The sequence below is a fragment of the Rhodococcus sp. 5G237 genome, from assembly GCF_053764735.1.
Genome location: NZ_JBSNCD010000006.1, coordinates 217,356 through 237,925 on the forward strand (window position 1 = coordinate 217,356; position 20,570 = coordinate 237,925).

Annotated in this window: 18 protein-coding genes; 10 read left to right on the plus strand and 8 right to left on the minus strand. The window is 70.6% G+C overall.

Annotation, left to right across the window (positions count from 1 at the left end; translation table 11 throughout):
* Positions 1–134 precede the first annotated feature (134 nt).
* The 6 genes from ACWPOC_RS15920 to ACWPOC_RS15945 all read right to left on the minus strand — a co-directional run bounded on the left by ACWPOC_RS15920 (position 135) and on the right by ACWPOC_RS15945 (position 6,172).
* Positions 135–1,967 carry a peptidoglycan D,D-transpeptidase FtsI family protein gene (locus ACWPOC_RS15920; protein WP_060652808.1) on the minus strand — a complete coding sequence of 611 codons (1,833 nt, stop codon included), beginning with the start codon at positions 1,965–1,967 and terminating at the stop codon, positions 135–137.
* 71 nt (positions 1,968–2,038) lie between these two features.
* Positions 2,039–2,887, minus strand: coding sequence for a hypothetical protein (locus tag ACWPOC_RS15925; protein WP_120283246.1), 849 nt, complete (start codon positions 2,885–2,887; stop codon positions 2,039–2,041).
* Positions 2,888–2,890: 3 nt separating this feature from the next.
* On the minus strand, positions 2,891–3,931 hold the full coding sequence (rsmH, locus tag ACWPOC_RS15930) for a 16S rRNA (cytosine(1402)-N(4))-methyltransferase RsmH (protein WP_120283248.1): 1,041 nt from the start codon (positions 3,929–3,931) through the stop codon (positions 2,891–2,893).
* 290 nt (positions 3,932–4,221) lie between these two features.
* Positions 4,222–4,653 carry a division/cell wall cluster transcriptional repressor MraZ gene (gene mraZ, locus ACWPOC_RS15935; RefSeq protein WP_006554148.1) on the minus strand — a complete coding sequence of 144 codons (432 nt, stop codon included), beginning with the start codon at positions 4,651–4,653 and terminating at the stop codon, positions 4,222–4,224.
* 440 nt (positions 4,654–5,093) lie between these two features.
* Complete coding sequence (locus ACWPOC_RS15940; protein WP_060652805.1) at positions 5,094–5,513, minus strand: DUF3040 domain-containing protein; 420 nt, start codon at positions 5,511–5,513, stop codon at positions 5,094–5,096.
* Between the two features lie 173 nt (positions 5,514–5,686).
* On the minus strand, positions 5,687–6,172 hold the full coding sequence (locus ACWPOC_RS15945) for an SAV_6107 family HEPN domain-containing protein (protein WP_120283250.1): 486 nt from the start codon (positions 6,170–6,172) through the stop codon (positions 5,687–5,689).
* Positions 6,173–6,495: 323 nt separating this feature from the next.
* Between ACWPOC_RS15945 and ACWPOC_RS15950 the strand changes: the two genes are divergently transcribed.
* From ACWPOC_RS15950 to ACWPOC_RS15970, 5 genes are read left to right on the plus strand one after another with little or no spacing between them, the layout of a single operon-like run.
* Positions 6,496–7,143: a GNAT family N-acetyltransferase gene (locus ACWPOC_RS15950; protein WP_120283252.1), complete on the plus strand. Its 648-nt coding sequence runs from the start codon at positions 6,496–6,498 to the stop codon at positions 7,141–7,143.
* Positions 7,140–8,735: a phytoene desaturase family protein gene (locus ACWPOC_RS15955; protein WP_120283254.1), complete on the plus strand. Its 1,596-nt coding sequence runs from the start codon at positions 7,140–7,142 to the stop codon at positions 8,733–8,735. Before ACWPOC_RS15950 ends, ACWPOC_RS15955 begins: the two co-directional genes overlap by 4 nt.
* Positions 8,732–9,610: a carotenoid biosynthesis protein gene (locus ACWPOC_RS15960; RefSeq protein ID WP_455408961.1), complete on the plus strand. Its 879-nt coding sequence runs from the start codon at positions 8,732–8,734 to the stop codon at positions 9,608–9,610. The genes ACWPOC_RS15955 and ACWPOC_RS15960 overlap by 4 nt, the downstream gene beginning before the upstream one ends.
* A complete protein-coding gene (locus ACWPOC_RS15965) occupies positions 9,607–10,329 on the plus strand; it encodes an LppM family (lipo)protein (RefSeq protein ID WP_120283258.1) in 723 nt (240 codons plus the stop codon). The genes ACWPOC_RS15960 and ACWPOC_RS15965 overlap by 4 nt, the downstream gene beginning before the upstream one ends.
* Positions 10,299–11,516 (plus strand): glycosyltransferase family 2 protein, encoded by a 1,218-nt coding sequence (locus ACWPOC_RS15970; RefSeq protein WP_120283260.1) that lies wholly within the window; start codon positions 10,299–10,301, stop codon positions 11,514–11,516. The genes ACWPOC_RS15965 and ACWPOC_RS15970 overlap by 31 nt, the downstream gene beginning before the upstream one ends.
* Before the next feature lie 24 nt (positions 11,517–11,540).
* Here ACWPOC_RS15970 and metF read toward each other — a convergent pair whose 3' ends face one another.
* Positions 11,541–12,485: a methylenetetrahydrofolate reductase [NAD(P)H] gene (metF, locus tag ACWPOC_RS15975; protein ID WP_174247133.1), complete on the minus strand. Its 945-nt coding sequence runs from the start codon at positions 12,483–12,485 to the stop codon at positions 11,541–11,543.
* Between the two features lie 219 nt (positions 12,486–12,704).
* On the opposite strand from metF, the gene ACWPOC_RS15980 reads away from it, so the two are divergent.
* From ACWPOC_RS15980 to ACWPOC_RS15995, 4 genes are all read left to right on the plus strand, one after another.
* On the plus strand, positions 12,705–13,751 hold the full coding sequence (locus tag ACWPOC_RS15980) for a polyprenyl synthetase family protein (protein ID WP_455408962.1): 1,047 nt from the start codon (positions 12,705–12,707) through the stop codon (positions 13,749–13,751).
* Positions 13,752–13,756: 5 nt separating this feature from the next.
* Complete coding sequence (crtI, locus tag ACWPOC_RS15985; protein ID WP_120283264.1) at positions 13,757–15,289, plus strand: phytoene desaturase family protein; 1,533 nt, start codon at positions 13,757–13,759, stop codon at positions 15,287–15,289.
* Between the two features lie 100 nt (positions 15,290–15,389).
* Positions 15,390–16,976, plus strand: a complete 1,587-nt coding sequence (locus tag ACWPOC_RS15990) for an alpha-(1->6)-mannopyranosyltransferase A (protein ID WP_455408963.1) — start codon at positions 15,390–15,392, stop codon at positions 16,974–16,976.
* The gene (locus tag ACWPOC_RS15995; protein WP_455408964.1) at positions 16,969–17,907 is read left to right on the plus strand and encodes a phytoene/squalene synthase family protein; all 939 of its coding nucleotides are present in this window, start codon (positions 16,969–16,971) and stop codon (positions 17,905–17,907) included. The genes ACWPOC_RS15990 and ACWPOC_RS15995 overlap by 8 nt, the downstream gene beginning before the upstream one ends.
* Before the next feature lie 29 nt (positions 17,908–17,936).
* Here the strand turns inward: ACWPOC_RS15995 and ACWPOC_RS16000 are convergent, their stop codons facing one another.
* Positions 17,937–18,308 (minus strand): Rv2175c family DNA-binding protein, encoded by a 372-nt coding sequence (locus tag ACWPOC_RS16000; RefSeq protein WP_225623576.1) that lies wholly within the window; start codon positions 18,306–18,308, stop codon positions 17,937–17,939.
* Between the two features lie 182 nt (positions 18,309–18,490).
* On the opposite strand from ACWPOC_RS16000, the gene pknB reads away from it, so the two are divergent.
* Positions 18,491–20,557, plus strand: coding sequence for a Stk1 family PASTA domain-containing Ser/Thr kinase (gene pknB, locus ACWPOC_RS16005; protein ID WP_159418038.1), 2,067 nt, complete (start codon positions 18,491–18,493; stop codon positions 20,555–20,557).
* The last annotated feature ends 13 nt before the right edge of the window (positions 20,558–20,570 follow it).

Here is a 20,570-nt window from a genome sequence, read left to right on the forward strand (position 1 = left end):
CCTCTCGCTTCGCTGCAGCTCGTCTGCAGGCACTCCGACGGATGTTCCCGGGTTCGTTCCCGATGCGGTCTCGGCGACGACCGTCGTGTCACGTTACCGACGTGTCAGCCTACCGAGACACCACGGTCACCTCGTCAATCGACCTGGAGGATCAACTTGCTCTCCGGTTCGGCCGACAGCGGCACGCCGTCGCGCTGCAGCAACCACGACGCGATGTTGCGGAACAGCGGCGCAGCCGATTGGCCGCCGCTGCCATCGGAGCTGCGGGTCGGGGCGTCGAGCATGATGCCCACGACGTAGCGCGGATCGTCGGACGGTGCGATGCCGGCGAAGGTGATCCAGTAGTCGGAGTTCGAGTAGCACTTGCAGTTCTGGTCGATCTGCTGGGCGGTACCCGTCTTGCCCGAGATCTGATAGCCCTCGATGGCGGCGCCCGCACCGGTGCCCTGCTGGTTGCCGGTGTCGGACTGGACGACGGAGCGGAACATGTCGCGCACCGTCGCGGCGGTCTGCGGGCTCACCACCCGCACCGGATCGGGGCGGGGCGTCTCGGTGCGCGTGCCGTCCGGCGCGACGGTCGCACGCACGACCCGCGGCGGGACACGCTCGCCGTCGTTCGCGATGGTCTGGTAGATCGCGGTCATCTGCAGCAGCGTCATCGACAGACCCTGGCCGATGGGGAGGTTCGCGAAGGTGCCGCCCGACCACTGCTCCCGGCTGGGCAGCAGACCCGCCGACTCGCCGGGCAGGCCGACATCGGTGCGCTGACCGAGACCGAACAGTCGCAGCATCTCGGCGAAGCGGTCCTCACCGATCCGCTCCGCGAGCATGAGGGTGCCGACGTTCGACGACTTCCCGAACACACCCGTCGTGGTGTACGGCACGACCCCGTGATCCCAGGCGTCCTTGACGGTCGCGCCGGCCATGGTGATCGTGCCGGGGACCTGCAGGACCTCGTCCGGGCGGGTCAGACCGTCCTCGATCGCCGCGGCCGCGGTGATGATCTTGTTCACGGATCCGGGCTCGAACGGCGAACTGACCGCGAGATTGCCCTGTTCGGCGTCGGGCGGGTTGTTCGCGACACCGATCGACGGGTCGAAGGTGCTGTCGTTCGACATGGCGAGCACTTCGCCGGTGTGCGCGTCGAGCACCACCGCGGAGGCGTTCTTCGCCCCGGACAGGTCCTTCGCGCGCTGCACCTCCTGCTGCACGTGGTACTGCAGGTCGTTGTCGATCGTGAGCTCGACGGAGGAACCGTCGACGGCGGGCTGACGGTCGCGCCAGCTGCCCGGGATGACGGCGCCGTCGGACCCGCGGTCGTAGGTGGACGAACCGTCGGTACCCGCCAGCACGGCGTCCATCGACGCTTCGAGCCCGATCAGGCCGTGTCCGTCCCAGCCGGTCGCGCCGACGAGATTGGCGGCGAGCGACCCGCCCGGATACAGACGGATGTCCTGACGCTCGGTGCCGACCTTGTCGTACTCGTCGACGATCTCCGCCGCGACCCCCGGATCGACGCCGCGGGCGAGGTAGACGAAGGTCTCGTCGCTCTCCAGCATCTCGAGCACGTCCTTCTCCGGCGCCGCAGCACCGAGCGCCTCGTGGACCGCCGACGCGACACCCTCGAGATATTCCGAGACCTCGGGCCGGGACGGATCCTTCGCGCGTTCCTCCTCGAGTTCCTTGCGCACCCGCACGGGTTGGAAGGTCAGCGCCTTCGCCTCCATGGTGTAGGCGAGCGGTTCGCCGTTGCGATCGGCGATGGTGCCGCGGGTCGCGGGTTCGACGAGTCGGGTGGTGCGCTGGCTGGCCGCTTCGGCGGACAGGGTGGGGGCCTGGACGAGCTGCACGGACAGCAACTGGGCGACGGCTACGCCCAGAACGCCGAACATGCCGATCCGGCCCCACTTGTTGCGGAACGCGAAACTCGTCCGGTCGCGCTGCTTGCGATCGCGCGGCGCGGGCATTCGAGCCCGGCCGCCGCGCGTCGCCGGAGTGGAACGTCGCTGCGGTGCACGCCGAGGGGTGGAGCGGTTGTTCACCGAGGCCCGCCCTCGGGTTCCGTCGGCACGGCCTGGACAGGTGCTTCGGGCGCCGCCTCACGGGGCGCTTCGGATTGCGGCAGTTCGCTCACGGGTACCGATTGTCCTGCCGCGGGCGGTACAGGTACGGCACCCTCGACGTCCGGCGTGGCGGCCGCGGGAGCCTCCGCCGCAGGTACGGGCACGGGAGCCGGTGCCGGTTCCTCGCCCACCGGGCGGCCGTCGGCCGACGGCGCGGCCCGACGCGTGTCCTCGGTGTCGGTGCGCGGCCGGGGTTCCTCGCTCACGTCACCGAGCGGCCGCGGAGTCTCCGCCCCGGCGCTGCCGGCCAGCGGGGTCTGGACGCGGGCGTCCTCCCGGGCGGGCGGATCCAGCGGGACCGGCGGGGCACCCTGGGCCGGAACCGGATCGCCTACCACCTGCACCGAACCGTCCGGAGCGACGACGATCCGCGCGACCTGCCCCGTGGGGATCATCCCCAGTTCCGCCGCGGCGACCGCGAGCGCGGGAGCCGACTCGGCCGTGGCGACGTCGCGCTGGAGCACCGCGCGTTTCTGGGCGAGCTCCTCGTTGAGGGACCGCGCCGCGCTGAGCTCGTAGGAGTCCTCGGTCGCCCGGGTGGTCAGCAACAGCGTCACGGCCATGCCCACGCCCAGGAGCCCGATGATGGTGGCGACGAACGGGATCCGGGTGCGGACACGTCCGGTACCCGTCGTGCGCCCGCGGGTCTGCACCTGTTCGACCCCGAGCTGCGCTGCGCGCTGCGACCGTCGCTGATAGGCACGCTGCGCTGCGGTCGATCGCCCCGGGTTCCGGCGCTGCGGGGGTGCCACCTGTACGGTCATCGGTTACCTCCTGGCGATTCGTTCTGCAGCACGCAGGCGGACGGGCGCCGAACGTGGGTTGGCCTCGATCTCGTCGTCCGTCGCCCGCTCCGCACCGCGGGTGAGGATGCGCAGTTCCGGTCCCATCCCGGGCAGTTCGACCGGAAGCCCTTCGGGACTGCGGGACTTCGCACGCGGAGTCAGTTCCTGCTTGACGACCTTGTCCTCGAGCGACTGGTAGGACATGAAGACGATCCGGCCGTCCACCGCGAGAGCGTCGAGAGCGTCGGGGATCGCGTTGCGCAACGAGTCGAGCTCCGCGTTGACCTCGACCCGCAACGCCTGGAAGGTGCGCTTGGCCGGGTGACCACCGGTACGGCGGGTCGCGGCCGGGATCGTGCGGTACAGCAGTTCGACGAGTTCGCCGCTCGTCCGGAACGGGGTCTTGGCCCGGGTCCGCACGATCTCGGAGGCGATCTTGCCGGCGAAACGCTCCTCGCCGTAGGTGCTCAGGATGCGGGCGAGGTCGCCGTGACTGTAGGTGTTGAGGACATCGGCCGCGGTGATGCCGGTGGTGGCATCCATCCGCATGTCGAGCGGGGCGTCCTTGGAATAGGCGAAGCCGCGCTCCGCCTCGTCGAGTTGCATCGAGGACACGCCGAGATCGAACAGGGCGGCGTGGACCGAGCCGTACCGGTCGAGGCCGACGCTCTCGAGCGCGTCGGCGATCCCGTCGTAGCGGGTGTGGACGAAGTCGGTGCGGTCGGAGAACCGTGCGAGTCGCTCGCGGGCGATCGCCAGTGCGTCGGTATCGCGGTCGAGGCCGACGAGCCGCAGCTTCGGGTAGATCGTCAGGAAGTGTTCGGAGTGCCCACCGAGACCGAGTGTCGCGTCGACGTAGACCGCGCCCTCGCCGTCGGGACCGACGCTCTCGATGGCCGGACCGAGAAGGTCGACGGCGCGCTGGAGCATGACGGGCACGTGGCCGAATTCCGCCGCAGATGTCACATCGGCACCGGTGGCCTCATCCGTACCATCGACGGATTCGCGCTCGCCGTCCACCATGTGTCCTCCGGAATCCTGCTCGGGCCGCTTACGGTCTGTGGGGTACTCGTCGGGTGGACGGTGGTGTGCCTCGTGCCTGCCTGTCGCTCGTCTCGATACCGTGCTCGCCGCCACGGGGGTGGATACGGAAGACGGCGAATGCCTCGAGGTCTCTGTCCGAGTCCGAAGAGACCTGACGCCGGGGAAGTGCGTCAGGGCCCTCCGGTCCGTACCTGGCGCTGGGGAAGTGCGTCAGGGCCGGCACATCGGGCAGAGGCCTCGCGGCACTCGCCGCGCAGCCCGAGCCGTGGTTACAAGATGTCGCGTAGTGCTTCGTCTCTCGCTTCCGAGAAGTCTTCTTCGTGCTCGGCGAGGTAGGTCTCCCATGCCGTCGCGTCCCAGATCTCGAGGTACCTGACCGAACCGATCACCACGCAGTCCTTGGTGAGACCGGCGTACTTGCGGTGGGCCGACGACAGCGTGATCCGGCCTTGTGAGTCGGGTCGCTGCTCCTCCGTCCCCGATGCGAGACTCCGCAGGAACGCACGTGCCTGAGGGTTGCTCCGTGAGGCACTCGCGGCGCGTTCGGCCAGAGCGGCGAACTCGTCGCGAGGGAACACGGTGAGGCTGTGATCCTGCCCCTTCGTGATCATCAACCCTCCCGCCAGCTCGTCTCGGTACTTCGCCGGCAGCGTGAGCCGGCCCTTGTCGTCCAACTTCGGGGTGTAGGTACCGAGGAACACTCGGCGCCTCCCCGCTGCCGGACGGATGCTTCGCGCGACAGGACACCTTGTCCCGCCGCGCCCCACATTACCCCACTTTGCCCCACCGGAAACGGATTACTGCCGCCCGGTCACGCGTGTTGTCGTCACATTCCCAGCTCAGAGCAGGTGGCGGAAAATGGGGACACGCGCTCGCGTGACGACGACGGATCCACCGCTGTCTGCACCCCGACGATCCGCCCCACCGGCGGAGCGAGGCGCGAGCAATCGGCGACCAGGGAAAACACTGCGGTCGGGGCCGAGGTGGGAGGCGGTGGGAAGACGGGGATCGCGCGAGTGGGGCGCGGTGGTGGAGGGACAGAGGGGCGGACGACGCCGGGTCGGTGAAAGGTCCGCAGACGAACGACGACGGCGCGACCCGTGGGTCGCGCCGTCGTCGATACACCTGATGGTCGAGGAGGTCAATCCTGCTCGAAACGCCTCCGGAACCGCTCTTCCATGCGGTTGGTGAAGCCACCACCCGAGGACTTCTTGCCGCCGCGGGAACTTCGACCGGTCTTTCCGGAACCGGAACTACCGCCCGTCGCTCCGGGAGTCGACGGCCGACGACCGCCGAGGAGCAACAGGACTCCGGCGGCGAACATCACGAGGAACCCGAGCAGACTGATGATCGGGAAGCCGCCCGGCTTGAGCGGCAGGGCAACGCCGGCGATCAACAGCGTCAGGCCCAACACGAACAAGGCGCCGGCCTGTAGCCGCCGCCGGTTCGACGCCATCCCCAACCGGCTGCCACGCACGGTCGAGGCGAACTTGGGATCCTCAGCATAGAGCGCGCTCTCGATCTGATCGAGCATGCGCTGCTCGTGCTCGGAGAGTGGCACGGTACCTCCCCCGGCACTAAACGGTGGCCACCGGATCCGTGGGGCGAATCCGGCGGGGGGCCGTCCGTACGGCCGCCTGAGTCAATAATACGAGCAGATGTCGCTGTGGACCACAAACTCCACACGTGAGTTCGATCCCCTCTTCGGCGAAGACCCTCGTGAAGGGGCGAAAGTCACCCACCCACACCGACCTCCGGTTCTGCTTCGGCGTCGAGATAACCCTCCACGTCGTGCAGGAAGTGGCCCACCTCGTCGTAGAACGCACCGGATTCGTCGGCACCCACCGCCTGCGCGACCCCCGCCTCGACCGCGGTGCGAGTGGCGGAGCGATCGGCGAAGTAGTCGGCCCACACGGCGAAGGAGTCGTCGGCACGCGCCATGAGTGCCCATGCGTTGCGCGTGGCGGGGCGGCGGGGCCGGATCACGGAACGCAGCTCCGCGGCGGCGACCACCGCACCGGCACCGCGCAGCGCCGCCAGATAGGCGAGACGGAACCGCTCGCCCGGATCGCCGGCACCGGCGGCAGCCGAGAGCAGATCGTCGGCCTTGCGCAGCAACGTCGCCGCGCGCGCCGAGGTGGCATGGTCGATGCATACGGACGGCCCGAGCGTGGGAGACGTTCGGCGCGGGCCTCGACTCGCGACCTGACCGTTGGCCATGTTCACGCACCTCCTCGGCGTGGTCTCACCACTCGTTACAACGAGCGGTATCCGGTGGCATTCCCGCCGAAACGCCGAGGAACGGAGATCACTGTCCTCGAGTGAGGCCCGACACGGACGCCGAGCGGGAGACCCCAGGGTGATCCGGGGATGTTCGCTTCCCTCGAACATCCCCGGATCACCGGTGTCGAACATGCGTTCGACGTATTCAATATAGCTGGACCCACCGACAACCCGTCAAGAGAAAGTGGCCACGTCATCCCGAACGATCAGCGAGACCCGAGCACCTCCGACGCACCGCGAGCCACCCGAACGAGTCACGCATGACCACCGATCCCTGCCAGGACGCCCCGATCCTCACCGAGCTCTCCCCCGCGGACTTCCGTGCGCGCCTGCCCGCGCTGCTGACCGTCTACGTCGCGGCGATGCGATATCCCCGAGGCACGGAGTACCACCGCGCGCCGATGTGGTCCGAGCATTCGGCCCGCGCGGGTTGGCAGGCGTTCGCCGCGAGCCTCCCCGAGGATCCGGACACCGTCGTCGGGATCGCGTACGGCTACCGGGGCGACACCCGCCAGTGGTGGAACCAGCAGGTGCGCGCCGGCATGCGTCATTCGGGACGGTCCCCCGAGGAGATCGATCGCGTCCTCTCCGACTACTTCGAGCTCACCGAACTGCACGTCCGACCCGACATGCAGGGACGCCGCATCGGTGAACTGCTCCTGTCGGCGCTGCTGCGGGAACGCAGCGAAGCGGCCGTACTGCTGTCGACACCCGAGGTGCCGGGCGAGGACAACCGGGCGTGGCGGCTGTACCGTCGGTTCGGATTCCAGGACGTCGTCCGCCGGTTCGTCTTCACCGGCGACGCCCGCCCGTTCGCGGTCCTCGGCAGGAGCCTGCCCCTCGAGCCGGACCTCGTTCCACACCACCATCACACGATCGACGATCCGGACGGAAGCGGTACCCCATGAACTCCACACTCGACGTCGTCGTCGTGGGCTCGGGCCACAACGCCCTGGTCGCGGCGTGTTATCTCGCCCGCGACGGATGGTCGGTGGAGGTCCTCGAACGCGACACCGTGCCGGGCGGCGCCGTCTCCACCGTCGAACGTTTCCCCGGATATGCCGTCGACCGCGGCTCCTCGGCGCACATCATGGTGCGCCATTCCGGGATCGTCGAGGAACTCGATCTCGCCGCCCACGGCCTGCGCTACATCGACTGCGACCCGTGGGCGTACGCGCCGCCGCCGGCGGACTCCGACCGTCCCGGCATCGTCTTCCACCGCGATCTCGACCGGACCTGCGCCTCGGTCGAGGCCGCCTGCGGACGCCGCGAGGCCGACGCGTACCGCCGCTTCGTGCAGGACTGGGGCCCGCGCAGCGCGGCGGTGATGAAGTCGTTCACCCATCCCCCGACCGGACGGCACCTGCTGTCCTCGTTCTGGGGACTCGACGCGGGTGAGGGCGGCAGCGCCCTGTCCCGCCGGTTCCTCACCACCGGCGACAGCCTGCTCGACGAGTACTTCGACGACGAACCCCTGAAGGCGGCCTTCGCCTGGTTCGGCGCGCAATCCGGCCCGCCCATGTCCGAACCCGGCACCGCGGCGATGGTGGGCTTCGCGGCCCTCATGCACACCCTGCCCCCGGGCCGTGCGATCGGCGGGAGCGGCGCGCTCACCCAGGCCCTGCTGTCTCGGCTGCGGTCCGACGGCGGCACGGTGACCTGCGGCGACGCCGCCACCGAGATCCGCCGGACCGGCGGCCTGTGGACCGTGCGCACCGAATCGGGACGCTCGGTGCAGGCCCGCAGGGTCGTCGCCGGATGCCACGTACTGACCACGCTGGATCTGCTCGACCGCGGCGGATACGACCGCGACCGGCTCGAGGGCTGGCGTCGCAGCATGCGGGTCGGCCCGGGCATCGGCATGGTCCTGCGCCTCGGCACCGACTCGCTGCCCCGCTACCGCGGCTGCGACGAGCCCGAACTGACGACCTCCGGTCTGCAACTGCTCGTCGACGACCGCGCCCACCTGCGCGCCGCGCACGGTGCCGCGATGGCGGGAGACCTGCCGCCGCGACCGGCAGTCCTCGCGATGAGCTTCTCCGCCCTCGACCCGACGATCGCACCCGACGGCAAGCACCAGATCACGCTGTGGTCCCAGTGGCATCCGTACGCGCTGCGCGGCGGACGTCGCTGGGCGGACATCGCCGGCGCCGAGACCGACCGCATCCTCGCCGAGATGGAGACGCGCTCTCCCGGCTTCACCGCGAGCGTGGAGCACTGTCACGTGCAGACCCCCGCGGATATCGAGAGCGAACTCGGCCTGCTCGGCGGGAACGTCATGCACGTGGAGATGTCGCTGGACCAGATGTTCCTGTGGCGCCCGCTGCCGGAGCTGTCCGGTTACCGGGTGCCCGACGCGCCCGGCCTCTACCTCACCGGCGCCTCCACCCATCCCGGCGGTGGTGTCTCCGGTGCGAGCGGACGCAATGCCGCCCGAGTCGCCCTCGCCGACGCCAAGGGGAGCCTCGTCGACCGCGTGAAGGGCTGGGTGTCGCGGTGACCGACACCCGCGTCCCCGCACCGCCCCGGCCGGCCCGTCGGCGGACGATCCTTCCGATCGTCCCGGCCGTCGCCGCGGTCCTCGCCCAGATCTCTTATCCCCTCACCGCGGGTGATGCCCGGGACGCCGCGACCGTCGCGGTCGTCACGCTGCTCACCACCGCCTGCCTCGTCCATGCCGCGCTGAACCGCGGCCTCACCTTCGCCGTCGTCCTGTTCGTCAGCTCGGCCGGCATCGGATATCTGTCCGAGGTGGTCGGCACGATGACCGGCTATCCCTACGGCTGCTACAGCTATGTCACCGACCGGCTCGGACCGGCCGCCTTCGACGTCCCGCTGGTGGTGCCGCTGGCGTGGTCGGCGGGTCTGTACCCCGTCTGGTGCGTGGCCTCCCGCCTCGTCCGCAACGGTCCCGGCCGGATCGCGGCGGTCACCGTCGGCATGCTGGGCTGGGATCTCTACCTCGACCCCCAGATGGTGGCGGACGGTCACTGGTCGTGGTGCAACGCCGGCGGCCTGCCCGGGATCGAGCACATCCCGCTCACCAACTACGCGGGCTGGCTCCTCGTCGCCGCGATCATGGCGACCGTGCTCGTGCTCGTCGACTCCCGGTCGGACCGTACCGATACGCCCCGACGCGATGCCGTGCCGATCGCGCTGTTCCTGTGGACGTGGCTCGGTTCGGCGCTCGCCCACAGCGTCTTCCTCGACGCTCCCGAACTCCGCTACTCCGCGGTGTACGGACTGGTCGTCATGGGCGTACTGGGTGTTCCCCTGCTGGTCTCGCTCGTCCGATCGTGGCGCGGACGCGTGTCCGGTCCCGGTCGGGACGAGGCACGACTCGCCGCGAGCGACCCGAACGACCGACGAGGATGACCGTGCCTGGCACCATGTTCTCCGTGCAGTCGTCCAACCTGTCCGTCCGCCGTCGTGTCGTCGCGGTCGTGGGGCTCGTGCTCCTCGGCCTCCCGCTCCTCACCGGCTGCCTGCGTGTGCAGGCGACGATGGGGATCTCCTCCGACGACCGTGTGTCGGGGCAGATCGTCGCCGCGACCATCCCCGCCGACGAGAACGATCCCGGTCCCGAGCTCACCGCCCCCTCGGCTCTGGCCGGGAAGGTGCGGGTGCAGGAGTACTCACAGGACGGCTACGTCGGGAGCCAGGTCTTCTTCAACGACCTCACCTTCGGCGACGTCCAGCAGCTCGCCACGATGTCCGATCAGAGCGCCGGCATGTTCCAGCTCAATCTGCAGCGCTCGGGCGATCTGGTCGCCCTGAACGGACGCGTGGATCTCGAATCCGCTCCCACCCAGGGCACCGACGTGCAGTTCACCATCGCGTTCCCCGCCCGGGTGGCGACCACCAACGGCACCCGCGAATCGGATTCGATCGTGACCTGGAAGCTTCCGGCCGGTGAGGTGAGCAGCCTCCGCGCGGAGGTGCGCTACGCCGATCCCAACACGCGCGGTTTCGCGGGCTGGGCCGGGATCATGGCCGGCGCCGCCTTCGGTGTCACGCTGATCATCGCGGGCGTGGCCTGGTTCACCCGTAATCCCGCGCCGCAGTGGTCGTCGGCGAACGGGACGCGGTCCTGACCCGCCTGTCGCGCGACCCGGCCCCCGGTCTCGCGCGGCTCGTCGCCGGTGGCACTCTCGTCGCCTCCTACGGCGCGGCCGTCGCCCTCGCGAACCGCGTCACGCTCCCCCGTCTCGTGCCGGGTCCGGTGGTCGACGAGCAGGTCACGGTCGTCGTCCCCGCCCGCGACGAGGCTCCCCGCATCGGCGCGATCATCTCCGACCTGCGGGACCAGAGAGGACTGCGCGCCCTGCGCGTGGTGATCCTCGACGACGACTCGTCCGACGGCACCGCCGATCTGGCCTCGGCCGCCGCCGAGGGCGACGAGCGCATCACGGTGGTCCGGTCGACGCAACCGCCGCCCGAGGGATGGACCGGGAAGGCGGCCGCGTGTGCCGCGGCCGTCGCCCACGCCGGATCGGCAGCCGACAGCGGCGTCGTCGTGTTCGTCGATGCGGACGTCCGGCTCGCACCCGACGCGCTCGCCGCCGCCGTCGCTCTGCTGCGCCACCAGGATGCCGCGCTCGTCTCACCGTTCCCGTACCAGCTCACCGGGTCGGCGCTCGAACGGCTCGTGCAGCCACTGCTGTTCTGGTCGTGGTTCTCGGTGCTGCCCGTCGCGGTCTCGCACCGCGCCCGTCGGCCGTCGATGGCGGTCGCGTGCGGACAGTTCCTCGTCTTCGACGCGCGCGCCTACGCGGCGATCGGCGGGCACGCGGCGGTCGCGGTGAGTCCCACGGAGGATCTGGATCTGGCCCGGACACTGCGTCGCGCCGGACTGCCTACGACGGTCGCGGCCGCGGGCGGGCTGGCGTCGTGCCGGATGTACGACGGGCCCCGCCCGCTGATCGGCGGTTACACCCGCTGGTTGTGGTCGGCGTTCGGATCCCCGGTCGGGGCGGCCGCGGTGGTCGCGTTGTATCTCCTCGCCTACCTCGTGCCCCCGGCCGCGGCGCTTCTCGGTGAGGGGCGGACGCGACGCTGGGGTGTGGCCGGTGCCGCCGCGGCCGTGACGTCACGCCTTCTCGCGCGCGTCACCGAACGGGGAGGACGCCGACACCCGGATGCTCCGGGCCGCCCCGTCGACGATCTGCTGGACGCCGCTGCGCACCCGGCGTCGGTCCTGGCCTTCGGTGCGCTCACGGCGTCGTCGATCCGGGCCCGGCGCAGCGGCCGCGCGGCGTGGAAGGCCCGCGTTCTGCCCTGACCCCGAGCCGGGGCGGGCCGGATGTCAGGCCGGCTGCACCGCGGCGGGAGCTTCGAGTTCGTAGCCGAGGCGGTCGAGCACCTCGCCCGTCGCGCGGGCGAAGTTGAGCGTGATGAAGTGCAGGCACGGTGCGCCCTCGGAGATCAGCCGCTCGCACATCTCCGTGGCCACCTCGATGCCCACCTCGCGCACGGCCGCGCGGTTCTCCTCCGGGCCGTCGCCCGCCGCGCGCCGCAGCCGCTCCTCGAGAACGGGGGGCAGATGCGAACCCGACAGTTCGAGGCTGCGTCGCGCCGACCGCAGCGACGTGATGGGCATGATCTCGGGGATGATCGGCTTGAGCCCCTGCTCGGCGTCGCACGCCACGACCCGGTCGCGCAGACGCAGGTAGTGCTCGACGTCGAAGAACATCTGGGTGATCGAGTACTCGGCGCCCGCGCGCAGTTTCTGCACGAGATAGCGGGTGTCGTGATCGAGGTCCGGGGACCGGTGATGTCCTTCGGGGAACGAGGCGACGCCCACGTGGAAGTCGCCGAGATCGCGCACCAGACGCACGAGTTCGTCGGCGTATTCGAGACCCTCGGGGTGCTTCTCCCACTCGCCGAGCGGGTTGCCCGGCGGGTCGCCGCGCAGGGCGAGGATGTTGGTGATGCCACGGTCGGCGTAGGCGCCGACCATCGCGCGCAGTTCGTCGATGCTGTGCCCGACGGCCGTGAGGTGCGCGACCGGCAGGAGGGTGGTCTCCTCCGCGAGACGTCCGGTGACCCGGACCGTGCGGTCGCGGGTGGAGCCCCCGGCGCCGTAGGTCATCGATACGAAGGCCGGGCCGAGACGTTCGAACGTCCGCACGGCGCGCCACAGTCGTCCCTCGGCCTCGGCGTCGCGAGGCGGGGAGAACTCGACGGAGAACGGAATGCGGCCCGAACGCGCAGACCCGAGACGGTCCACGATCGACGGGGTCCGAGAAATCCCGCCGTCCTCGGTTGCCCTGACGAAGTCGCTTGTCACCGGTCCAGCATAGGTGGCGCCCCCGGGGCGGTCGCTACCGGCGACGACTCGACTGTGCGGATAGGCTGGTCGCGGCACCTCCGGCTCACCCGCCTCCGAGGTGCCGTCACCCATCGACCTGGAGGTTTCGTCCTGTCTACCGGCGCCGATCACTTGTCTGCCGAGAAGCTCCCCCATCGGGTGGAGGACTCCCTCCGGCAGTTCTTCACCTCACGCTCCGACCTGGTCGACTCGGTGGGCGGTGGATACCGGCGGGCCGTCGACACGCTCGAGGCGTTCGTGCTGCGCGGCGGCAAGCGGGTGCGGCCGCGCTTCGCGTGGACGGGCTGGCTCGGCGCCGGTGGTGATCCGACCGGGCCGGACGCCGAGGCCGTCCTGCAGGCGTGCTCGGCGCTCGAACTCGTGCAGGCCGCGGCGCTCGTCCACGACGACATCATCGATGCCTCCACCACGCGCCGCGGGTTCCCCACCGTGCACGTGGAGTTCACCGAGCAGCACCGCAGCGCCGGTTGGCACGGTAAGGCGGAGCAGTTCGGCGAGTCGGTGGCGATCCTGCTGGGCGACCTCGCCCTGGTGTGGGCGGACGACATGCTGCACTCGGCGGGGCTCGACCCCGCGACCGTCGCGCGCGTGGTCCCCGCCTGGGCCGCGATGCGCACCGAGGTGCTCGGCGGGCAGTATCTCGACATCGCCAACGAGGTGGCGGCGGACGAATCGGTGGAGGCCGCCACGCGGGTCAACCGGTTCAAGACCGCGGCGTACACGATCGAACGCCCGCTGCACATCGGCGCTGCCCTCGCCGGCGCCGACGACGACCTCATCGATGCCTACCGCCGCTTCGGCACCGACATCGGCCTGGCGTTCCAGCTGCGCGACGACCTGCTCGGTGTCTTCGGCGACCCCGAGGTCACCGGCAAGCCCTCGGGCGACGACCTGCGCTCGGGCAAGAGGACGGTCCTGTACGCGCTGGCGCTCGAGACGGCCGACGCTTCCGATCCGGCCGCGGCCGAACTGCTGCGCACGACGATCGGGACCGATCTGTCCGACGCGCAGGTCGAGCAGCTCCGCTCGCTGCTCGTCGATCTCGGCGCGGTCGCCCGGATCGAGGACCGCATCACGGAACTGACCGACAGCGCGTTCGAGGCGCTCGAGTCGTCCGGCGCCACCGAGGACGGCAAGGCTCTCCTGCGCGAGTCGGCGGTCGCGGCGACGCGACGGGTGGCGTGAGGACGGTGCGGACGGTTCCCGGCGCCGACCGGGTGGTCGTGGTCGGTGCCGGTCTCGCCGGTCTGTCGGCGGCGCTGTACCTGCGCGGCGCCGGTAGGGACGTGACGGTGCTCGAACGCGCCGATGACGTCGGTGGCCGGGTCGGCAGCTATCACGGCCCGGGCTACGAGATCGACAACGGCGCCACGGTGCTGACGATGCCCGAGTTGATCGACGACGCGCTCGCCGCGGTGGGCGCCGACCGGAATTCCGTCCGACCGGCGCTGCACACCCGGCGACTGTCCCCCGCATATCACGCACGGTTCGCCGACGGCACCTCGATCGACGTGCACTCCGACCCCGACGCCATGGTCGCGGAGATCTCGCGGGTGTGCGGTGCGGAGGAGGCGCGCCGCTATCTGCGGTTGCGCGCGTGGCTCGCCGACATCTTCGACGCCGAGTTCGACCGCTTCATGGACGCGAGTTTCGACTCGCCGCTCGACCTGGTCTCGTCCCCGGCGGCGCTGCGCGACCTGGCGCGCCTGCTCCGGCTGGGTGGGTTCGGCAGGCTCGGCGCGCAGGTGAACCGTAGGATCACCGACCCGCGCCTGCGCCGCGTCTTCACCTTCCAGGCGCTGTACGCGGGGGTCGCTCCGGCGCGGGCCCTCGCCGTCTACGGGGCCATCGCGCACATGGACACCTCGCTGGGCGTGTACGCGGTGAACGGCGGCATGCGGTCGGTCGCCCGCGCGATGGCCGCCGCGTTCGTCGAGGCCGGCGGACGGCTCGAACTCGGCCGGGAGGTGACCTCGCTCGATCTGTCCGGCGGTCGGGTCGACGGTGTCCGCACCCGCGACGGAGAGCGCTTTCCGTGCGACGCGGCCGTCCTGACCCCCGACACCCCGGTGGTCGACGGATTACTGCCGCGCCGACGGCGCCGTCGCACGCTGGCCGCGCCGTCGGCCGTGGTGCTGCACGGGTCGATCCCCACCGGGGTGACCCGCGGCTGGGCGGCGCAACACCACCACGTGATCGATTTCGGCGGCGAGTGGGACCGCACCTTCGCGGAGATCACCCGCAACCGCGGACGCGGTCGGCCGATGTCGGATCCCTCGCTGCTCATCACGCGACCGGCACTGTCCGATCCCGGCCTGCGGTTCACCCGTGAGGGCGTCGAGCACGAACCGTTGTCGGTGCTGGCGCCGTGCCCGAACCTCGACAGCGCGCCGCTCGCCTGGGCCGAGCTCGCGGTGCCCTATCGCAACGAACTGCTCGACGTCCTCGACCGCCGCGGATACGGCGGCATCGCGGACGGTTTCCGCGTCGACCACATCGACACACCGGCCACCTGGCACGCTCGTGGCATGCAGGCGGGCAGCCCGTTCTCGAGCGCTCACATCTTCCGGCAGACGGGACCGTTCCGGCGCCGCAACCTCGATCCGGCCGTTCCCGGCGTGGTGCTCGCGGGGTCGGCGACGGTGCCGGGTGTCGGTGTCCCCACCGTGCTGTTGTCCGGAAGGCTCGCCGCCGAACGGCTCGGTGCTCCGCGAAGGCGGTGACACCGGGCGCACCACGCTCCGCGTCTCCACTAAACTGTCCTCGTTCGCCAGCTACCTGCGCGCCGCGCATCCACACGTCCACGGGGGAGGAACCGTACCGATGTCGTCCCCTGCCTCGCCCGACGCCGAGCCACAGACCTCGCCCGCGCCGGAGGGGACGGCCGCACCGAAGGGTGAGCGCCCGAAGCACGCATTCCTGAGGAGTCCCGCCGGCCACGCCGCGCTGCTCGGCGCGTGGGGCGCGGTACTCATGACCTTCGGCAGTTTCGGGTCGGGCAGTGTCCGCCGGGTCGATCCGCTCCTCGAGGACATCTATCTGTCGTGGCTGCGGTTCGGCCACGGCCAGTTGCTCTCGCGGATCATCCTGTGGGTCGGTGTGCTCCTCATGATCGCAGCGTGGGTGCGTGTCGGCCGGGCGACCCTCGCCGGCCACGTCACGGTGCGCGATCTGTGGACGGTGCTGCCGGCGTGGACCGCTCCCCTGCTGGTCGCCACCCCGATGTTCAGCCGCGACGCCTACTCCTACCTCGCGCAGGGCGCACTGCTGCGCGACGGTTTCGATCCGTACGAGGTGGGCCCGGTCGTCAATCCGGGCGTCCTGCTCGACAACGTCAGCAATGTGTGGACGACGACGACCACGCCCTACGGGCCCGTCCACCTGCTGCTCGGTGCGGGCATCACGTCCATCACCGACGACAACGTGGTGACGGGCACCTGGTTGTGGCGCCTGACCATGCTTCCCGGCCTGGCACTGATGGCGTGGGCCGTGCCGAAACTCGCCCGTCGCATGGGCGGGAATCCCGCGATCGCCCTGTGGCTCGCGGTGTTGAACCCGCTCGTGTTGATCCACCTCGTCGGCGGTGTGCACAACGAGTTGCTGATGGTCGGTCTCATGATCGCCGGCATCGTGCTCGTGCTCGAGGGCCGGCACCTCGGCGGCATCGCCCTGGTCTCGCTCGGCGCCGCGATCAAGGCCACCGCAGGATTGGCGCTGCCCTTCCTGGTGTGGGTGTGGATGATCCACGAACGCGATCGTGCGCTTGCCGAGGGACGCGAACCGGCAGCGCCCGTCCGTCTGTTCGTCAAGGCCGCCGGCCTGGGACTGGTGGTCTTCGCCGCGGTCTTCGGTGGCACCTCGCTGCTCGCGGGTGTGGGCATCGGCTGGCTCACCGCCCTGTCGGGCTCGTCGAAGATCATCAACTGGTTGTCGTTGCCGACGATGATGGCGCACGCCGTCACGTGGGTCACCCCGTGGCGACTCGGATCGGTCCTCGACATCACGCGCATGCTCTGCGCGATCGCGCTGGTGGTGATCCTCGTGTGGGCGTGGTGGCGCTTCCGCCGCACCGAGCGCGACGCGATCTTCGGGATCGTCGTGGCGCTGACCGCGGTGACCCTGCTCTCGCCCGCCGCGCTGCCCTGGTACTACTCCTGGCCGCTCGCCGTCGCCGCCGCCTTCGCGATGTCGCCTCGGGTGCTCATGGTGCTCGTCGCGCTGTCGACCTGGCTGATGTTGATCTTCAACCCCGACGGGTCGATCGGGATGTACAACATCGCGCACGTCGCACTCGCGGTGTTCGCCTCGATCGTCGCGGCCCGTTCGCTGGTCACCTACGACCCGCTGCGCCTGCGGTTACGACCGCGACCGGCATCGCCCGCCGGCGCTGCCCGGGACGACCGTGCCTGAGCGCCCCTCGGGGATCGCGGCCGACGATCTCACCCGGGCCTACGCCTACTGCGCCGAGCTCACCGCCGAACACGGACGCACCTACAACCTCGCGACCCGGCTGCTACCCGCCTCGCGGCGACACGCCGTGCACGCGCTCTACGGCTTCGCCCGACACGTCGACGACATCGTCGACGTCACCGCCGTGGACGACCCGGAGGCCGCGATCCGCGGTGTCGACGACGCGCACACCCGCCTGCACGCCGCGCTCGCGGGCGATCCCGGCCCGCTCGACGACACGGGTCTCGTGGTCCGCGCGCTCGCCGACACGATCGAGCAGTACCGCATCCCGACCGGGTACTTCGAGGCCTTCATCCGTTCCATGCGCATGGACGTGCCGGGCACGCCCGAGTGCCGGCCCCACTACGGGACCATGGAGGAACTGCGCGAGTACATGTACGGCTCGGCGGCGGTGATCGGTCTCGAACTGCTACCGATCCTCGACGTCGACGATCCGGCCGCCCCGCCCGCCGCAGCAGCGCTCGGGGAAGCATTCCAGCTCACCAACTTCATCCGCGACGTGGGCGAGGACCTCGAACGCGGACGCGTCTACATCCCGCTCGAACTGTGGTCGGCGTTCGGGGTCGACATCGACCTGCTGCAGGAAGGCCGGCACACCGGCACGGTGGATCCGAAGGTCCGGCGGGCACTCGCCCACGCGGTCGCGTTGACCCGCGCCGAATATCGCAAGGCCGAACCCGGGCTGGCGGTACTCCCCGGCCGGATCCGACCGGGTATCCGCGCGGCCTTCACGCTCTACGGGCGGATCCTCGACGAGGTCGAACGCAGCGGGTTCCGGGTACTCGACCGGCGCGCGACGGTTCCGCGCCGCACGCGCGCCGCGGTCATGCTCACCGAGTACGTCACCGGTTCGCTGCTCCGGCAGCGGTGACGATCTGCTGCTCGGCAAGCATCACGAACTCAGAAGGCGAGCGCCTGCGCCCGCCGCATGACCTCGCGCGCGGACTGCGTGTGCATCGCGGCCACGGGACATCCACCGGGAAGAGAATCGTCCTCGGCGAAGAGCCACTGCAGGATCTCGTCGTCCTCGTAACCGCCGTCGTGCAGCACTGCGATCAGGCCGGGAAGACCCTTGAGAACGTTCCCCTCGTCGTCGAGGAAGGCCTCGGGCAGGACCGGCACGCGGTCGCGCTTGAACGCCAGCAACTGCCGGTCGCGCACCATCTGGTGCACGCGGGAAGTGGCGACGCCGAGGCTCTTGGCCACATCGACGAGCTGCACCACGGGGACGGAGCGGTCGAGAACGTCGTCGCAGTAAGGGATTGCACTCACCCCACCACGTTATCGCTGCGGCCGCGCGGGCAGCTACGCGGCTACCGTCCACGGGAGCTGGCTACGATCGACGGGGACGAAATCGCTTCGCACACGCGGAGCCGGACCTTCGTCACGTCGATACCTCGAAGGCCCGGGTACCGGCGTCCCACCATCACGCACGAGACACGGGGGTACACCGGGTGACCGCTGGAGGCGACCGACTGGTCGGCGTCGTGCTCGACCGGCGTTATCGCATCGAATCGCAGATCGCGCGGGGCGGCATGTCGACCGTCTACCGCGGCACCGACATGCGTCTCGACCGTCCCGTCGCCGTGAAGATCATGGATCCGCAGTTCGCGGCCGATCCCCAGTTCCTGGCACGGTTCGAGTTCGAGGCCAGGTCCGTCGCACGACTGACGCATCCCGGGCTCGTCGCGGTCTACGACCAGGGCCAGGACGGCGATCACGTCTTCCTCGTCATGGAGCTCGTCGAAGGCGGCACCCTGCGCGAACTGCTGCGCGAACGCGGACCGATGCCGCCGCACGCCGCGGCCGCCGTGGCCGCGCCGGTCCTCGGAGCCCTGGCCGTCGCCCACCGCGCGGGTCTCGTGCACCGCGACATCAAGCCCGAGAACATCCTCATCTCCGGCAACGGTGAGGTGAAGATCGCCGACTTCGGGCTCGTCCGGGCGGTCGCCGCCGCGACCACCACCTCGCGCAGCGTGATCCTCGGCACGGCGGCGTACCTGTCCCCGGAGCAGGTGACCGTCGGCAGCGCCGACGCGCGCAGCGACGTCTATTCCGCCGGTGTTCTCGTGTACGAGATGCTCACCGGTCGCACTCCCTTCACCGGCGACACGTCCCTGTCGGTGGCGTACCAGCGCGTGGAGAAGGACGTGCCGGATCCCAGTTCGGCTATCGACGGGGTCCCGCCGGAACTGGACGCCTTCGTCCGCCGGGCCACCGAACGCGAACCGTCGGAACGCTACGCCGACGCGCAGGTGATGGCCGACGCGCTCGGCGAGATCTGCGACACGCTCGATCTCCCCCGCTACCGGGTTCCGGCTCCGAGACGATCCGCGGTGCGGACGCCACCCGTGGTGGATCCCGATGCCGCGGCGCCGACCCGCACCGTCGACGGCGCCGCTTCCGGGCATGCCGATCCTGCTCCGCCGACGACGGTGCTCCCCGGCTCGGCCGCGACCTCGCATGCTCCGACGACCGTGCAGACCGCCGTGCCGGCCCCACCCGACCCGAATGCACCGGCCACGCCTGGCCCGAATACTCCGGCCACGCGCCCGCACCCGACCCGGGTCGCGACCCGCACCCATCCGCGTCCCGACACCGAACCGGTGGCGCCCCGGCCCGACTACGCCGCCGACCGTCGCCGTCAACGCCGGTCCGCCGCCGGCTGGATCGCCGCGATCATCGTGCTCGCGTTGTTCATGGGGATCGCCGGATGGTGGCTCGGCGCCGGCCGGCTCACCGACGTCCCGACCGTGCTGGGACTCGACCGGGCGGCGGCCGTGTCCGCGATCGAGACGGCCGGGTTGTCCAGCGAGATCCGGGGCGAGTACTCCGACGACGTTCCCGTCGACACCGTCCTCGGCACCGACCCCACCGCGGGCTCACGCGTGCCCGACGGCGACACGATCGCGTTGCTCGTGTCGCTCGGCAGACCCACCGTCCCGTCCATTCCCGGCGCCGGTGAGAGATCCGTCGTCGAGGACGAACTGCGGAGCCGCACCTTCGAACCGGTCGAGGGCGGTACCGCGTTCAGCACCACGGTGCCCGAGGGCGGAGTGGCCGCGCTCGACCCCGCGCCCGGCACCGTCCTGCCCGTGGGCGCGGAGGTCGCGCTCGTGATCAGCAAGGGATCGCCGCCCGTGACCCTGCCCGACCTGACCGGGCGCCCCGTCGACGAGGCGCGTCGCATCCTCGACGAGGCCGGCCTGACCGTCGGGGAGATCCGTGAGGTCTTCGACGCCGATGTCGACGAGGGGCGGGTCGTCGGCACCGACCCGGAGGAGGGCGAAGACGTCAGCGCCGGCGGAACCGTCACCCTCCTTGTATCCAATGCAGTGAAGGTGCCGTCGATGTTGGGACGCTCGGTGGGCTCGGCCCGCGACGAACTCACCCGCCTCGGTTTCGAGGTCGAGGTGCGGCAACTCGGCGACTCCGACCGCTCGGTCGTGATCGGCCAGAATCCCGGGGCGGGCCGGAGAGCAGAACAGGGCAGCACGGTCACGCTGACCGCACTGCCCTGATCCGACCGCCTGT

What these genes read in the sequence shown, in the direction of transcription:
- ACWPOC_RS15920 (WP_060652808.1), bottom strand. Translation starts at nt 1,967, where the DNA reads ATGCCCGCGCCGCGCGATCGCAAGCAGCGCGACCGGACGAGTTTCGCG.
- ACWPOC_RS15925 (WP_120283246.1), bottom strand. Translation starts at nt 2,887, where the DNA reads ATGACCGTACAGGTGGCACCCCCGCAGCGCCGGAACCCGGGGCGATCG.
- rsmH (WP_120283248.1), bottom strand. Translation starts at nt 3,931, where the DNA reads ATGGTGGACGGCGAGCGCGAATCCGTCGATGGTACGGATGAGGCCACC.
- ACWPOC_RS15955 (WP_120283254.1), top strand. Translation starts at nt 7,140, where the DNA reads ATGAACTCCACACTCGACGTCGTCGTCGTGGGCTCGGGCCACAACGCC.
- ACWPOC_RS15965 (WP_120283258.1), top strand. Translation starts at nt 9,607, where the DNA reads ATGACCGTGCCTGGCACCATGTTCTCCGTGCAGTCGTCCAACCTGTCC.
- ACWPOC_RS15990 (WP_455408963.1), top strand. Translation starts at nt 15,390, where the DNA reads ATGTCGTCCCCTGCCTCGCCCGACGCCGAGCCACAGACCTCGCCCGCG.
- ACWPOC_RS15945 (WP_120283250.1), bottom strand. Translation starts at nt 6,172, where the DNA reads ATGGCCAACGGTCAGGTCGCGAGTCGAGGCCCGCGCCGAACGTCTCCC.
- ACWPOC_RS15950 (WP_120283252.1), top strand. Translation starts at nt 6,496, where the DNA reads ATGACCACCGATCCCTGCCAGGACGCCCCGATCCTCACCGAGCTCTCC.